This is a genomic window from Alistipes onderdonkii (genome assembly GCF_025145285.1).
Lineage (GTDB): Bacteria > Bacteroidota > Bacteroidia > Bacteroidales > Rikenellaceae > Alistipes > Alistipes onderdonkii.
This window is the reverse complement of sequence record NZ_CP102251.1, coordinates 1,925,708-1,941,935: the sequence shown is the minus strand read 5'-3', so window position 1 is coordinate 1,941,935 and position 16,228 is coordinate 1,925,708. Positions and strand designations below refer to the sequence as shown.

General features: G+C 57.9%; 8 protein-coding genes. 6 read left to right on the top strand and 2 right to left on the bottom strand.

Features of this window, described 5'->3' with window-relative positions:
- The first annotated feature begins 51 nt into the window (after positions 1-51).
- The 6 genes from NQ559_RS08015 to NQ559_RS07990 all read left to right on the top strand — a co-directional run bounded on the left by NQ559_RS08015 (position 52) and on the right by NQ559_RS07990 (position 11,034).
- The gene (locus NQ559_RS08015) at positions 52-606 is read left to right on the top strand and encodes a hypothetical protein (RefSeq protein ID WP_018696257.1); all 555 of its coding nucleotides are present in this window, start codon (positions 52-54) and stop codon (positions 604-606) included.
- Positions 607-609: 3 nt separating this feature from the next.
- Complete coding sequence (gene hemW / locus NQ559_RS08010; protein WP_018696258.1) at positions 610-1,722, top strand: radical SAM family heme chaperone HemW; 1,113 nt, start codon at positions 610-612, stop codon at positions 1,720-1,722.
- 154 nt (positions 1,723-1,876) lie between these two features.
- Positions 1,877-6,127: an alpha-glucan family phosphorylase gene (glgP, locus tag NQ559_RS08005; protein ID WP_018696259.1), complete on the top strand. Its 4,251-nt coding sequence runs from the start codon at positions 1,877-1,879 to the stop codon at positions 6,125-6,127.
- 109 nt (positions 6,128-6,236) lie between these two features.
- Positions 6,237-8,360: a glycogen debranching enzyme N-terminal domain-containing protein gene (locus NQ559_RS08000; RefSeq protein WP_051087694.1), complete on the top strand. Its 2,124-nt coding sequence runs from the start codon at positions 6,237-6,239 to the stop codon at positions 8,358-8,360.
- 133 nt (positions 8,361-8,493) lie between these two features.
- The gene (locus NQ559_RS07995) at positions 8,494-9,807 is read left to right on the top strand and encodes a glycosyltransferase family 4 protein (protein ID WP_022333955.1); all 1,314 of its coding nucleotides are present in this window, start codon (positions 8,494-8,496) and stop codon (positions 9,805-9,807) included.
- Positions 9,808-9,819: 12 nt separating this feature from the next.
- Complete coding sequence (locus NQ559_RS07990) at positions 9,820-11,034, top strand: glycoside hydrolase family 57 protein (RefSeq protein WP_018696262.1); 1,215 nt, start codon at positions 9,820-9,822, stop codon at positions 11,032-11,034.
- Between the two features lie 510 nt (positions 11,035-11,544).
- Here NQ559_RS07990 and NQ559_RS07985 read toward each other — a convergent pair.
- On the bottom strand, positions 11,545-14,622 hold the full coding sequence (locus NQ559_RS07985; protein ID WP_018696263.1) for a hypothetical protein: 3,078 nt from the start codon (positions 14,620-14,622) through the stop codon (positions 11,545-11,547).
- Between the two features lie 90 nt (positions 14,623-14,712).
- Complete coding sequence (locus NQ559_RS07980) at positions 14,713-16,167, bottom strand: site-specific integrase (RefSeq protein WP_018696264.1); 1,455 nt, start codon at positions 16,165-16,167, stop codon at positions 14,713-14,715.
- Positions 16,168-16,228 lie beyond the last annotated feature (61 nt).

The window sequence follows — 16,228 nt, the reverse complement described above, 5'->3', positions numbered from 1 at the left end:
TTTCCTATCTTTGATTAATCAGCCCTTATACAAAACATCGTTATCATTATAATGCGCCCGATAAAAATACGCCACGACAGGATCTGCCTGAAACCGTTTTCGATCGAATGGGTAAACTACCATTGTTTCTCCATCCTGTTAATTATTTCCGGGATATTCTTCTCCTGTTATTTTATCCGCAACCTCATTCAGGGATTTCGGGATCGGTATTGGCTGGCCGCGCTCCTGCTGTTCGGCGCGGGCGTTGCCCTCCATGTGTTACAACGCAGGAAACTGAAGTTCAAGAGTATCCCGCTCTCCGGGCAACCCGACGGACTGAAAGATCAGATCCGGAAACTGCTGTCCGACGAGGGATGGAGGATCGAATACGACAATCAGCGTTATTTGCAGGCCGCAAACCGAAAGGGCATCCCCTATCTGGACTGCGACTTGCTGATCTTGAGCTGGAGAAACGATGAAATCCGGTGGGCCCTGGTCTACGATCCGTGGTATAACATCGCAGGGGGAATATTTACGTTCAACAGATACGGACGGAAAACCGTAAAGGCGATAAAGGCGCTCGCCGCCGAACCGGCGGAAACTCCTGCTCCCCGAAAACTCGGATAGGCCATGGCCGGACTCTATTTCCACATACCGTTCTGCAAACGCATCTGCGCCTACTGCGACTTCTACAAGAGCGCCCGGCTGGAGCAGATGGACGGCGTGACAGCCGCCATGCACCGCGAACTGGACGAACGGCAGGATTACCTGCGCGGCGAAGCGGTCACGACCCGCTATTTCGGCGGCGGCACGCCTTCGCTCTACGCACCCGCCGCGCTGAAAGGACTGCTGGATCATGCCGCGCTGCTGTTCGACTGCTCCGGCACCACGGAAACCACCCTCGAGGCCAACCCCGACGACCTGACGGAAAATTACCTCGACGGGCTGCGCGAAGCGGGCATAGACCGGCTGTCGATCGGCATCCAGTCGTTCGACGACAGGTGCCTGAAGCTGATGAACCGCCGCCATACGGCGGCGCAAGCCATCGGTGCGGTGCGGGCGGCACAACGCGCCGGGTTCAGGAACATCACCGCCGACCTGATCTTCGGCATTCCCGGCTTCGGCGGGGATTCGTTGAAAAGATCGCTCGACGGAGTGCTGTCGCTCGGCGTACAGCACATTTCGGCATACCATTTGACCATCGAACCCGATACGGCCTTCGGCCGCCGTGCGGCACGGGGCGAGTTTCGCGCCGTGGACGAAGAGGTCAGCGAGGAGGAGTTCCTCACGGTGCACGATACGCTTACGGCCGCCGGATTCGAGCATTACGAGGTTTCGAACTATGCCCTGCCGGGATTTCGAGCCCGTCACAACGCCTCCTACTGGCATGGGACGAAATACCTCGGCATCGGGCCCGCAGCCCACTCGTTCGACGGCGAAGAAAGGCACTGGAACGCCAGTTCAGTGGAAAAATACATAGCAGGCGCTCCAGCCGGGAAGGAAGTGCTGACCCGACGCGACCGGTTCAACGAATATGTCATGACGGCGCTCCGGACGGCCGAGGGGATCGATCTGGAAGAGGCCGCGGCACGTTTCGGAGCAAAACGGCTGGCGCGGATGCAGGAAGAGGCAGCACCGTTCCTCCGTTCGGGTACGCTCCGCATAGCCCGGGGGCGGATGGCCCTCCCGCCGGAAAAATTCCTGATTTCGGATGCCGTGATCGGGGCACTTTTCGAAACATAACACGACATGCAACGATGTGAAACAGAAATGTTAAGTTATTATTAAATATTTTTACTAATTAATCGAACAAGGTTGTTTTATATAAATATAAGTATTACCTTTGCAGCGGTTTTCAACCGATTCATCGAGTAAATTACAAACAAGCACGACAGATATGAGTAATGCAAAACTGACTCCCGACTACCTTTTCGAGGTGAGCTGGGAGGTCTGCAACAAGGTCGGCGGCATCCATACCGTCATCTCGACCAAAGCACAGACCGCAACCCGGAAATTCGCCGACCGCTATATCCTCATCGGGCCCGACCTCCAGCACGAGGGGGCGAACCCCGAATTCGAGGAAGACCCCAACATGCTGAAAGCATGGCGCCAGAGCGTATACAGCGACGGGCTCCGGATCCGCGTGGGGCACTGGAAGATCAAGGGCGAGCCGACGGTGATCCTGGTGGACTTCACTTCGCTGATCCCCCGCAAGGACGAAATACTCAAGAAACTCTGGGAGACGTACCACGTGGATTCGCTCTCGGGACAGTGGGATTACATCGAACCCGTGCTCTTCGGCTATGCCGCGGGCATGGTCATCGCCTCGTATGTCGACAATTTCTGCAATGCGACGGACAAGATCGCCGCGCATTTCCACGAGTGGATGACTGCCGCAGGGGGACTCCACCTGCGCAAACACGCCCCCTATGTGGCCACGCTCTTCACGACGCACGCCACGGTCATGGGGCGCTGCATCGCCGGTAACGGCCTGCCGCTCTACAACGACCTGGCCAAGTTCAATGCCGACGAACTGGCACGGCGGTTCAACGTAGTGGCCAAACACTCGATCGAGAAGATGGCCGCCACGTACCACGACGCCTTCCTCACGGTCAGCGACATCACGGCCAACGAATGCAAATACCTGCTGGGACGCGAACCGGACGGCATCACGCCCAACGGGTTCGAAAACGACTTTGTATGGACGGGCGAGGAGTACGACGCCAAGCGTGCCGAAGCCCGCACGGCAATGATCTCGGTGGCCGAGGCCTGCCTCGGGCACAAGTTCCGGAAGGAACCGCTGATCGTCGGCACCAGCGGCCGCTACGAATTCCGCAACAAGGGCCTCGACGTATTCATCGAATCGCTCAAGAAATTGGCCGCTTCCGACCGCCTCAAACGCGAGGTTCTGGCCTACATCACCGTTCCGGCCGGCAACCGCGGCCCGCGCGCGGACTTGCAGGCGCATCTGGCCGACCCGGCCAGCCCGATCGACGGCGGACAATACAAGTATTCGACCCACTACCTCGAATACCAGAACAGCGACCCGATCGTGAACGCCCTGAACGGCAGCATCCTCACGACCGACGATTCGAAGGTGAAGGTGATCTTCGTGCCGACCTACCTGAACAAGGCCGACGGCATCTTCAACAAGGATTACTACGAACTGCTCGTCGGTATGGACATCACGGTCTTCCCTTCCTACTACGAACCGTGGGGCTATACGCCGCTCGAATCGGTGGCATTCTCGGTGCCGACCATCACGACGACCCTCGCAGGGTTCGGGCTGTGGGTCGACAAGCATCGCGAGCACCTGGGCGTGGAGGTCATCCGCCGCGACGACTACAACGACAAGGAGGTCGAGGAGAAGATCGCCGACTCGCTGCTGCGCTTCAGCGCGCTGGACGAGAAGCATGTTTCCGAGATGCGCGTTTCGGCCTACGAGATATCTGAAACAGCGCTTTGGGAGCACCTTTTCGCCGCCTACGAACAGGCCTATTCCGAGGCTGTCGAAAGTTCGGTGATCCGCACCAACCGTGCGGTGCTCGACGAAGGCAACGCCCGCAACGAGCAGATCAACTTCGTGCGCCAGCAGCTCTTCGCCGAGAAACCCAACTGGAACCGCATGATGGTCGACAAGACCCTGCCCAAGCGCCTGCATGCCCTGGAAGAGCTTTCGCGCAACCTCTGGTGGTGCTGGAACCCCGGGCCCCGCGACCTGTTCGAAGGCATCGACCCGGCACTCTGGGCCGAATGCGAGCGCAACCCGATCGCTTTCCTCGACAAACTGAGCGTGGAACGCATGAAGGGGCTCGAACGCGACGAGGCTTTCCTCGGGCAGCTCGACGCCGTATATGCGCAGTTCCGCGACTATATGAACGAAAAGCCCGACCCGAAGATCCCCACGATTTCGTACTTTTCAATGGAATACGGCCTGCACTCGTCGCTCAAGATCTACTCGGGCGGCCTGGGCATACTCGCGGGCGACTACCTCAAGGAGGCCTCGGACAAGAACGTCCCGATGGCAGCCGTGGGCCTGCTTTACCGGTACGGTTACTTCACGCAGCGTCTTTCGGCACAGGGGGCGCAGGAGGCGACCTACGAGGCACAGAATTTCTATAAACTCCCGATCTCGCCCGTGCGCGACGAGGCCGGCAACTGGCTGACCATCACCATCGCCTTCCCGGGGCGTACGCTTTCGGCGCGCGTCTGGAAATGCCAGGTCGGCCGCACGGATCTCTACCTGCTCGACACGGATTTCGAGGCCAACCTCGAGGAAGACCGCCAGATCACCCACTACCTCTACGGCGGCGACTGGGAGAACCGCCTCAAGCAGGAAATCCTGCTCGGTATCGGCGGTATCCGCGCACTGCGCGCATTGGGCATCAAGCACGATGTGTTCCATTGCAACGAAGGACATGCCGCGTTCATCGGCATCGAGCGCATCCGCGACCTGGTGAACCACAAGAAGCTCTCCTTCTCGGAGGCGCTGGAGGTGATCCGCTCCTCGTCGCTCTTCACGACGCATACCCCCGTGCCCGCCGGGCACGACGCCTTCCCCGAGTCGATGATCCGCCAGTACATGTCGCACTACCCCGACGTGCTGGGCATCACCTGGGAGCAGTACATCAACCTGGGCAAGACCAACCCCAACGACCCCAATGAAAAGTTCTCGATGTCGGTGCTGGCCTGCAACCTCTCGCAGGAGGTCAACGGCGTGTCGTGGCTCCACGGCGAGGTGTCGAAGGAGATCCTGGGCAACATGTGGCCGGGTTACTTCAAGAACGAACTCCACATCGGCTATGTCACAAACGGCGTGCATTTCCCGACCTGGATCGCGACCAGCCTGCGCCGCCTCTACGCCCGCTATTTCGCCGACGGATTCGAGGGGCACGCCTACGACATCCCGGCATGGCAGAAAGTCCACAACATCCCCGACGGGGAACTGTGGGCCGAGCGCATGCACCTCAAGAACAAGCTCATCAAGCACATCCGCAAGCGTTACAGCGACCCCAGCCAGGTGCGGCTCGACTCGCCGCGCCAGATGCTGCAGGTCATAGAGGGCATCAAGCCCGACGTGCTGACCATCGGTTTCGCACGCCGCTTCGCAACCTATAAGCGCGCCTACCTGCTCTTCACGAACCTCGACCGGCTCTCGGCCATCGTGAACAACAAGGAGCGCCCCGTGCAGTTCATCTTCGCCGGCAAGGCCCACCCCAACGACAAGCCGGGGCAAGACCTCATCAAACGTATCGTCGAAGTGGCCGCCATGCCGCAGTTCGTGGGCAAGATCCTCTTCCTGCAGAATTACGACATGGAGCTGGCACGCCGCATGGTGCAGGGCGTCGACGTATGGCTCAACACCCCGACCCGTCCGCTCGAAGCTTCGGGTACGTCGGGCGAGAAGTGCGTCATGAACGGCGTGCTGCAATTCTCGGTGCTCGACGGATGGTGGGTCGAAGGCTACAAGGAGGGCGCCGGATGGATGCTGCCCATGGAGCGCACCTTCGCCGACCAGCACTATCAGGACGAGCTCGACGCCGAAATGATCTACAACACCATCGAGGAGCAGATCGTCCCGAAATACTACGACCGCGACAAGGACGGCGTACCCCACGCATGGGTGGAGTCGGTCAAGAAATGCGTCGCCGACATCGCATCGAATTTCACGACCAACCGCATGCTCAACGACTACGAGGAGCGGTTCTACAACAAGCTCGCGGCACGCAAGCACCGGATCGTCGAAGGCGGCTACAAGCTGGCCCGCGAGATCGCGGCATGGAAACGCAAGGTCTCGTCGGTATGGGATCAGATCCGTGTGATCGACGTACAGCGTGTGAAAATCGACAACAAGGCGATCTTCGTAGGCGAAAAGTACCATTTCGAAGTGACCGTGGACATCGTCAGCCTGCGTCCCGAGGACATCGGCGTGGAGATGGTCATCGCACAGCAGATCGTCGGCGGGCAGAATGCCAACGTGATGCGCACGATCGGGCTCAAGCACACCAAGACCGAAGGCAGCCGCGTTACCTACGCACTGGATTATACGCCCGACGAAGCCGGCACGTTCGACGTGGCGCTGCGTATTTTCCCGGAGAACCCGCACCTGCCCCATCGCATGGATTTTGCATTGGTAAAATGGGCTTAGCGAATTTGGGCCTAATAATGTAAAAAAGATATGAATTTTCGGAAATGCGATTGTCTTTTCATGAAAATTCAGCTATCTTTATAGAACGAACCGTATTTTTTTGAAGGACATGTCAGCACTTACTTTCGACAAAAGCGAATTGGGCAACCTGGAGTATTCGCTCCAGCGCGAAATGCTCTCCACAGACCGTATCGGCGGATATATGAGCACGACTATCGTCTGCTGCAACACCCGCCGCTACCACGGCCTGATGGTAGCGCCCATCGACGACAGCGACAGGACGTATGTCCTGCTCTCGTCGCTCGACGAAACCATCGTCCAGCACGACCAGACATTCAACCTGGCCCTGCACCGCTTCAAGGGGGTATACGAGCCGCGCGGACACAAGTATATCACCGATTTCAAATATACGCCGACCCCCACGATCACCTACCGCGTGGGCGGCGTGATCCTGCGGAAGGAGATGCTGTGGATACACAAGCGCACGCAGCTGATGATCCGCTATACGCTCGTCGATGCGCATTCGGAAACGTACCTGCGGCTGCGGCCCTTCCTTGCCTTTCGCGACAAACATGCGCTGACGCATGCCAACATGGATGCCGACGGGCACTCCTACCCGGCGGTCAACGGCGTGAAATGCCGCCTCTACGGGTCGTTCCCGTGGCTATACCTGCAAACCAGCAAGCCCGGCGCGGAGTTCGTGCCCGCACCCGACTGGTACTACGGATTCGAATACCAGCAGGATCTGGCGCGCGGTTACGACGGTTACGAAGACCTGCTCACGACGGGCTATTTCGAAACGGAACTCAAGAAGGGCGAAAGCATCATCTTCTCGGCTTCGCTCGACGAAATGGGTTCGGTCAAGACCATCGAAGAGGTATTCGCCGCATCCATCGCCCGGCGCACGCACAAGATCGACTTCATCAGCTGCCTGGAGCATTCGGCGCGGCAATTCGTCATCCGGCGTCCCGGCGACCGCACCGAAGTGGTGTCGGGCTACCCGTGGCACGGGGTTTCAGGGCGCCAGACCTTCGTATCGCTCCCGGGCATCACGCTCGAACAGGGGCATAAGGAGGACTGTATCGACGCCCTCGACACGCTGGTGCGCGAAATGCGCGACGGCATGTTCACGGGCAACGCCTCGGCGGCCGTCGCGGCAGATGCCCCGCTGTGGTTCTTCTGGACGCTCCAGCAACTCGAACGGGAAGTGGGCGGCAAGCAGATATGGAAAGCCTACGGCCCGGCCATGAAAGATATTCTGGAGAGCTACCGCCGGGGAGTCGGCGGCCGCGTCGCGCTGCATGACAACGGACTGGTGTGGGCCGCTGCGGACGACATCCCGATGACGTGGATGAATGCCGTGATCGACGGCCGCCCCGTCACCCCGCGCAACGGCTACCAGGTGGAGGTAAACGCCTTGTGGTACAACGCCGTATGTTATGCGCTCGAACTGGCCGGCAAACACGCAGACAAAGCCTTCGTCAAGGCCTGGGAGTCGCTCCCGGCACGCACGCAGACGTCGTTCGTCGAACTGTTCCGCCTGCCGGAAGGTTATCTGGCCGATTTCGTAGGGACGGACGGGCCCGACAAATCGACGCGCCCCAACATGATCGTCGCCTGCGGGCTGAATTACAAGATGCTCGACGAGGAGTTGCAGCTGGAGGTGATCCGCACCGTGCGCCAGCACCTGCTCACCCCCAAGGGGCTGCGGACACTCTCGCCCCGCAACCTGCTCTACAAAGGTTCGCTGGAGGGAGGATCGCCCGCAGAACGCGATTTCGCGGGCAAGAACGGTTCGGCATGGCCGTGGCTGCTGCAATTCTACGTCAAGGCATGTTTCGATATCGACAGGGACGTATTCCTGCCGCAGGCCCGGGAGATACTCGCCAATTTCGACGAGGACATCCAGAGCTACGGCATCGGGTCGATTTGCGAGCTCTACGATGCCGACCCGCCCTATGCATCGCGCGGGGCTATCTCGCAGGCGTGGAGCGTCGGGGCCGTGCTCAATATCCACAGCATGATCCGCGAGCGCACGCAGGAGGAGGCCCGGGAAAGCAAAACCGCGAAGGCGGCGAAAAGCACCGCCAGGAAAACCGCGGCAAAGACGGCCGTCGCAAAAGAGGCCGCAGAAAAGAAACCCGCAGCGAAAAAGAGTGCGGAGAAGAAACCGACAGGAAAAAAGCCGGCTGCGACAAAGGCCGCGACAAAAAAGATAAAGGCTGGGAAATAACAAGTTGTGAGGGGAGGAAAATCCTGCCAAGGCGGGATTCCGGGGCGTCCGGACTTGCAACCGCGGCTTGTGGCCGTGAGCCGGGGCGTTCCTGTGAGAGGATAGGTAAAAATTGCAAAACAAGGATATAGTTATGAGAGTTTTAATGTTCGGTTGGGAGTTCCCGCCCCACATCGCGGGTGGTTTGGGAACGGCATGTTACGGGATGACCCGCGGGCTGGCACGCAACGATGTCGACGTAACATTCGTAGTACCCCACGCCTACGGCGACGAGGATCAGCGTTTCACGCACGTCCTGAATGCCAGTGACGTGGAGGCGCTTTACGGATCCACGGGAAGCGGCGCGGACGACATTCTCGAGAAGATGTCGTTCATCCACATCGACTCGAACATGGTACCTTATATCTCCCCCGAAGAGTATGAACAGTACCAGGAGCGCTACGTCAAATCCGGACAGAAAGTCTGGTCGACGACCGATGCCTGGAAACAACGCTATACCTTCTCGGGCAAGTACGGCGCCAACCTTATGGAGGAGGTCGCCCGCTATGCCGTGGTCGCAGCACAGGTGGCCAAAGACCTCGAAGGGCAGTTCGACGTGATCCACGCCCACGACTGGCTCACCTACTACGCCGGTATCGCCGCCAAGCGCGTATCGGGCAAGCCGCTGGTCGTGCATATGCACGCCACGGAATACGACCGCAGCGGCGAGAACGTCAACACGCAGGTCTACGCCATCGAACGTGCAGGCATGCATGCCGCAGACCGGGTGATCGCCGTTTCGAACCTCACGCGCAACATCGTCATCAACCGCTACGGCGTCCCGGCCGACAAGGTCGTGACGGTACACAATGCCGTGCGGTTCGCCGCAGGCCAGTGCAAAATGCCCGAACGGGGCGTGGACGACAAGATCGTCACGTTCCTGGGGCGTATCACCTACCAGAAAGGGCCCGACTATTTCGTCGAAGCCGCGGCCAAGGTGCTGAAGAAAGTCCCCAACGTACGTTTCGTGATGGCCGGCTCGGGCGACATGATGAACCATGTCATCCGCCGCGTGGCGCGGCTGGGTATCGCCGACAGGTTCCACTTCACCGGATTCCTGCGCGGCGAGGACGTACACAAGATGTTCCAGTTGTCGGATGTCTACGTCATGCCGTCGGTCTCGGAGCCGTTCGGCATATCGCCCCTCGAGGCAATGCGTTCGAACGTCCCGGTGATCATCTCCAAACAGAGCGGCGTGGCCGAAGTACTCGACTATGCCGTGAAGGTCGACTATTGGGATGTCGACGCCCTGGCCGATGCCATCTACGGGCTGATCCAGTACCCGGCGCTGGCGGGAATGTTCGCCTCGAAAGGCCTGGAAGAGGTCACGAACCTGAAATGGAACGATGCCGCAGCCAAAATCAAAACCGTATACGAAGCGGTGATCGAAGAGAATAAAAAACAATAAAATAGCTACCCTATGAAAACCGTCTGCTTATATTTTCAGGTACACCAGCCCTGGCGACTGAAGAAGTACCGCTTCTTCAACATGGGCAAGGACCACAACTATCTGGACGACCTGCTGAACCGCTCCATCATGCAGAAAGTCGCCCGGCAGTGCTACCTGCCGATGAATGCCCTGCTGCTGAAGCTCATCCGGGAAAACAAGGGTAAGTTCCGCTGCTCGTTCTCGATCACGGGCATCGCCATCGAACAGTTCCGCACCTATGCGCCCGAAGTCCTCGAATCGTTCAAGGAACTGGCCGCCACGGGTTGCGTGGAGTTCCTCGCCGAGACTTACTCCCACTCGCTGGCCTCGCTGGCTTCGAAGGAGGATTTCACCGAACAGGTAAAGCTCCACACGGCGCTCATAAAAAAGGAATTCGGGGTGAAACCGACCGCCTTCCGCAATACGGAGCTGATCTACTCCGACGACATCGGCGCCGCCGTGGCCGAAATGGGCTTTCGTACGATGCTGGCTGAAGGCGCCAAACACGTGCTGGGCTGGAAATCGCCCAACTATGTATACGCCAACGCCGTCAACCAGAAGCTGCGCCTGCTGCTGCGCAACTACAAACTCTCGGACGACATCGCCTTCCGCTTCTCGAACCGCAGTTGGAACGAATGGCCGCTGACGGCGGACAAATATGTGAAATGGCTCGCTTCGGACGATACTCCGGGCGAGGTCATCAACCTCTTCATGGACTATGAAACTTTCGGCGAACACCAGACCGCCGACACGGGAATCTTCGAGTTCATGCGCGCGCTGCCGAAGGCAATCCTCGCCAAGAAAAACGGTCTGGAGTTCGCGACCGTCACCGAAGCCGCCAAGAAACACCAGCCCGTAGCAGTACTCCACTGTCCGCACGTGATGTCGTGGGCCGACGAGGAGCGCGACGTGACGGCATGGCTCGGCAACGAGTTGCAGAACGAAGCGTTCTCGAAGCTCTACGCCCAGAAGGAGAAGATCGCGGCACTGAAAAGCCCCGACTTCGACTATGTGTGGAGTTTCATGCAGACCTCCGACCATTTCTACTACATGGCTACCAAATGGCTCTCGGACGGTGACGTACACTCCTATTTCAACCCCTACGATTCGGCCTACGACGCTTTCATCAACTACATGAACGTCCTCTCGGATTTCATCATCGAACTGGACAAGGCTGTGGCGGCAAAGGCCGCAAAGGCGAAATAACGGGCGAAAGAAAAATTTACGACACACTAACCGAATAGCAAAGCAGCCGGGATCCGCAGATCCCGGCTGCTTTTCGTCCATCATCCCCGACCGGCCAACAGCCCGAAATAGACAGGAATATCCGCCGCTGCCCGATGCAACGACGGATATTTCATAAATACCAGGGCACTCCGCGCCCGCAGCCCTGCGATCGCCCGAAAGCCGCAATCCGCGCGAGAACCGCGAACCACACGAGAAACGGGAGCCGCACAAAAGCCTCAATCCCCGAAAAAAACGGGCTCCAGGGTAACGAACCCACAATGCGGATCGAGAGAACGCAGGGAAACTTCCGGGCATAAAAAAAGCGGCAGACCGCGCCTCTTCGGTCTGCCGCAGGCAGGAGTTTTACTTGAAAGTGGGAGTTGTTGTTACCAAAAAAATTTGGGATGTGCGACCCCTGCCTTAGGGAGTATTTCCCGGGTTCCCGGCGCTGCTGCGAGGCAGCGCCGGATTCCGCGGAAAGGATCAGAATTAGTTAGCAGGCTCTTCAGGGTGCAGCTCGATCGTCACGTTGGCGGTCATCGTGCCCCACTTGTGGCTAACGGTAACCGGGATGAAGAGCTTCACGGTCTTCTCGACCTTCACGCCGTTGATGTTCTTGAAGACGAGCTTCGAACCAACCTTGGTGATGCAGTTCACACCGAAACGGTCTTCAGCCTTGATCGTGGCGGTCTGTGCCGTGATCGTCCCGTCCACTACGTAGTTGCCGCTGGCATCTTTCTTCAGGTTGGTCTTGGCATTGGCCAGATCCCATGCGGGGGCATTCACTGCATAGTAAGCATAGAGGTCGGAAGCATATTTCTCCTTCTCGTCCGTACCGGTCGTCACCTCAGCCACGATGTAGTCCTTGAAGTCGGTCATGGTGAAGGCCTTCGAGCAGTCAACCTCGGAACCGCTGATGATCTGGTCTACGAAATAGGCGTCGGTCAGCTCGGTGTTGATCTTCAGAGGCTCGACGAAATATACGTTGAAGTCCGTCAGCTCGATGTGGTTAAAGGGGTTGATCGCAGCCCATACCTTGAGCGTTGCCTGCTGCTTCAGTATCCCGATACCGGCTTCGTTGTTGAGCACCTGTACGGTGATGTCGGCAGCGGCGGCGGTATTGACGGCACCCGGGTTCGTGGTTGCGGGAGCATACCAGTTGTCACCCATACCGTTGTAGTTGAGCTTGACGGCATCCATAACACCCTTCTTCAGCGTATAACCCGTCACGTCGGTTTCACCGGCAGGTTCGGCACCCGTCAGTGCGGGAGCGTAACCCGTAGCAGGCTGCTTCTTGGCGAACTGGATATCCCATTTGCCGCAGGGCAGCAGGTTCGTGACGGGCTTGCTGTCGGCGAACAGACGGTCGAGTTCATAGCGGTATGCGCAGGTCGCATATGCACCGGGCGTATTGTACTGGATCGGGTAAACATAAGCCAGCGTGTAATCGGAGTGCCAGAACGAAGAGTCGTAACCGTAGATCGAAGGCAGGGTCGGCTTCTTGATGTTCACAACGAACGAGAAGGTCAGTTTGCCCTGGTATACGTTCTGTGCAGGGATCGTCACATTGACAACCTTCTTCACTTCCTTGCCAGCAATCAGGTCGGCGATCACGTTGCCGATCTGCTCGGGCGTCAGCGTCCAGGTGAAGGCGGCAGCGGACTCGGCAGCAGTAGCGTCGAAGTTGTAAAGCAGCTCGACACCGTCAGCAGCGGCCTGGGCCACGGTACCTACGGTATGATCGGTAGCAGCGATTTCGGGAGCAGCATAGGTTGCGATGAACTCAGCCTGCGACAGACCGTTCTCACCGAGTTTGCCAAGTACCTTGGTAACCATCTCTTCCCAAGTGAACGAACCCTTGAAGGCATCGCAAGTCAACGTGTAGTCGAACGTCTTGAGAACCTTCAGGTCAACCGGAGCGATCTTCTCCTTCAGCCACTGTACCTTGAAGTAACGAACGTCAACGACGGCGTTCTTGTTGTTCACGTCAACCAGCTCGACACGTACGATCGGCGTCTTGTCGATAGCAGCCTGGTTGTTAGTCGTGCCGTCGGGCAGTTTCGAGGTCAGCGTCCACGCGCCGTCCGTATTGGCTACGCTGGCGAATTTCTGCTGGTCGGTATCGTTGTCACCTACCTTGTAAGGCTTGGTCGGCAGTACGAAGCGGAACTCGAGGCCGGCAGCCTTGAGCGCTTCCTTGGTGATCTCTTTGGCTTCATCATCGTCGATATAGCAACCGGTAACCATCGACAGCAGGTCGATCGGCTTGTTGTATGCTTCGGTGAACGAAGGATCGGCAGCCTGTGCAGCCTCATAATCAGCCGAGAAGTGATAGTGATCCGCTGCTTCATCGCACTCGAATTCACCGTCCTCGCTCTTGTCCGAGTTCAGGTCGATCAGGGCGGCGATTTTCGGCTCGATAGCCGTTTCGGTCAGCGCAACATAGTCCGAATATACGGCAGTGCCTACTTCGCCTTCACCGAGGTATTTGTCTGCGAGGGGCACTTTCAGGGCAGCCGTGTAGATGTGTTTTGCATCCAGCGTAAGAGCGGTACCTGCTGTCTTCTTCACGTCTACGGTCAGCACACCGCCTGCGATATCCCACGAAGCGACGTTCAGCAGTTGCTCGCTGACAGCAGCGCGCGTGCGAACTTCAGCCTTCTCGAACACGAAACTGGGATCCTTGATATCCTCTTTCGTAACGACCGAGGGGCTTACGTTGTAGCGTACCGAAGTAGCCGAAGCAGCAGTCGTCGAGGTCGTCGAACCTTGTGTCACGGTCTCGGCCGACGCGCTCGAGGTTACTTTCCATGCCTCGTAAGACAGCGATTTCAGCTCGATGGTTTCGATGCCGTTGACATACAGGTCGGGGATCAGCAGCACGCTGGTCAGACGACCGGAGATCATAGCCTGCAGGTCTGCGACAGCATCGCTGACAGCCTCGGCAATGGCCTTGTTGATGAAACCGTCCTCTTTCGTAATGGCATCCTCGAGGTATTGCTTGATCTTGGTGTCGTAGTCGTTGATCGCCTGGGTCAACTTGGTCTCATTGACGAGGTTGGCCGAAGCGACGGCAGCATTGAACGACGTCTGGAATGCATCCTTGCAAGCGTCGCCGGCAGCCGCGATAGCTGCGTCCTTTGCTGCGTTGATGGCATCCTGAATAGCCTTCTCCGTCGTGAATTTACCAAGATTGTTCGTAACAGCCGCTACGGCGTCACCCACATATTTGGTAGTTGCATACGAAGAGAGCGTCGTGTTCAGATAGCTCTTAGTTACATAATTGTCCGCAAGGTCTTTTTCGATGGCGTCGATGTCCTTCTGGAGCTGCCCCTGCGCCTTCTCCAAAGCCTCGATATCCTTGGCATTGGCATCAGCGTCGCTCTTGAGATCGTCGATCCGTTTTCCGAGAGCTTCATCGGCACTCTTCAGGTTGTCGACGGCCGTCTGCAACGAACCGAGCTGCGACTCCAGTGTTGCAATTTTACCGGTGGTCAACTCGTCGAGGCGGTTGTTAAGTTGGTCGATGTCGTCGTCGTAGTCCTTACAACCGACACCGGCTAACATTGTTCCCGTGAGGAACAGTGCGGATAATTATTTTGACCTTGTTTATCAGTCTGTTAATGGCAATAAGAAGTAGCCGGTTGACTGGACGGTTTACAATCCGCCGGTATTCGTTTCGAGCGGTTCTGTTCGGGGGATTTGCCAGATGCGTTTGTTGGCGCTGATAATCTTGTCGGTGTCGAACTCCTTGAGGTAGGTCTCGATCTCCGCGGGGTTGCGTCCCATGTTCTGAGCGATCAGGGGCAGGGGAACGTCGGCATGGTAGAGCCTGGACGCATAGGTATGGCGTGCCGCATAGAAGGTGACTTTCCGCGTGAGGCCGATGCGTTTGGCAACCCGTTGCAGGCTTTGGTTTATCACGTTGTTCGCATAGGTGATCCGCTCGAACTGGTGCACAGGGTCTTCGTCGAAGTAGATCGGAAAGACGAAATCGTTGCCCCGCGCCTTTCCCGGCCCTAAGAACGGCACCATGTAGGGCCATGCCACCGACCGTTCGACCAGCACCCGTGTCGGGTGTTGCGTCTTGGCACGGACGAGGTTGATTTCGTAGAACGTGGCTGTGGCCTTGTGCACCTCGGCATATCGCAGGCCGTATGTCGTACGATCCCGGTCGTATTTCTCCTTGTCAGGAATTTCGATGCAGACCATATCCTTCCACTTCAGCCGGGCGAGGTCGACCAGGGCAAGCCCCTGGAAGATATAGGAGCAGATAAACAGCGCGAGCGAAAACTGTTCGGCATCGATCGCGGCCTGCCTGACGGTGCCGTCCGGCCCATACACACGGTTGCGCCAGTAGCGTCGCTGCATCGTTTTTACATCGGGCTTTCGGTTCGTCTTATAATAATAGGTGTCGAGGTAGTAACGTACGATCGCCTCCAGTTCCCCGGTTTCCAGCGCCCGCTTGGCCGTCCTGACATCGAGCCTCCGGCTGAGGCGGAACCCGTGGAACGGACTTACGGCCAGTTGGCCGCTTTGGCAGGCGTAATTCATCAGCGCCTTGAATGCGCTGAAGAAGCGTTTTATGCTCGTGTCGGCGTAGCGCGTATGGAGGTGCTGTTCGAAATCCTGCAGCCAGGCCTTGTCCACGTCGAACAGCTCGACCGTCCGGTTCTGGGAATACCGTCCGATAATATGCCGCAGCGTCTGGTAGCCGGCCGCCGTATTGTGTTTCTGCATGGAGTCCCTGAAATAGGCGATGCGTTCTTCGAACAGGTCGTCCAGCGTTTTGCGCGACGGCGGTTTCCGCCCCGAAGCCTCGAGCAGGCTCTGCACCGAATAGGCCATGCCCTGCCGTTCGTAATCCAGCACCTTGTTTTTCAGGCACATCAGTTCCGATTCGATAAGGGCGTTCATATTCATCGAAAGGGGATGGCGTCCGCGTACTTCCTGTTTCGCCGTATTCCAGAGTTTTGCGGGGCAGGAGAGCCCCGTACTCTTGTATTTACGTTTGCCGTTGTAACAGACCCGGATCATGACGGGGTGTTCGCCGTTGGCAAGGGTCTTGGAGGTGTAAAGGAGCGCGGTAATGGTAGCTTTTGCAATTTTCATCTTTTTTCCGGTTTACGCTATGGTTTACAAATTAAGGGGCGGAAAAAGCCCCGTTGCCCCG

Bases quoted from the DNA above. Each gene is read 5' to 3' on its own strand.
- NQ559_RS08015 (WP_018696257.1), top strand. From the start codon at position 52: ATGCGCCCGATAAAAATACGCCACGACAGGATCTGCCTGAAACCGTTT.
- hemW (WP_018696258.1), top strand. From the start codon at position 610: ATGGCCGGACTCTATTTCCACATACCGTTCTGCAAACGCATCTGCGCC.
- glgP (WP_018696259.1), top strand. From the start codon at position 1,877: ATGAGTAATGCAAAACTGACTCCCGACTACCTTTTCGAGGTGAGCTGG.
- NQ559_RS08000 (WP_051087694.1), top strand. From the start codon at position 6,237: ATGTCAGCACTTACTTTCGACAAAAGCGAATTGGGCAACCTGGAGTAT.
- NQ559_RS07995 (WP_022333955.1), top strand. From the start codon at position 8,494: ATGAGAGTTTTAATGTTCGGTTGGGAGTTCCCGCCCCACATCGCGGGT.
- NQ559_RS07990 (WP_018696262.1), top strand. From the start codon at position 9,820: ATGAAAACCGTCTGCTTATATTTTCAGGTACACCAGCCCTGGCGACTG.
- NQ559_RS07985 (WP_018696263.1), bottom strand. From the start codon at position 14,622: ATGTTAGCCGGTGTCGGTTGTAAGGACTACGACGACGACATCGACCAA.
- NQ559_RS07980 (WP_018696264.1), bottom strand. From the start codon at position 16,167: ATGAAAATTGCAAAAGCTACCATTACCGCGCTCCTTTACACCTCCAAG.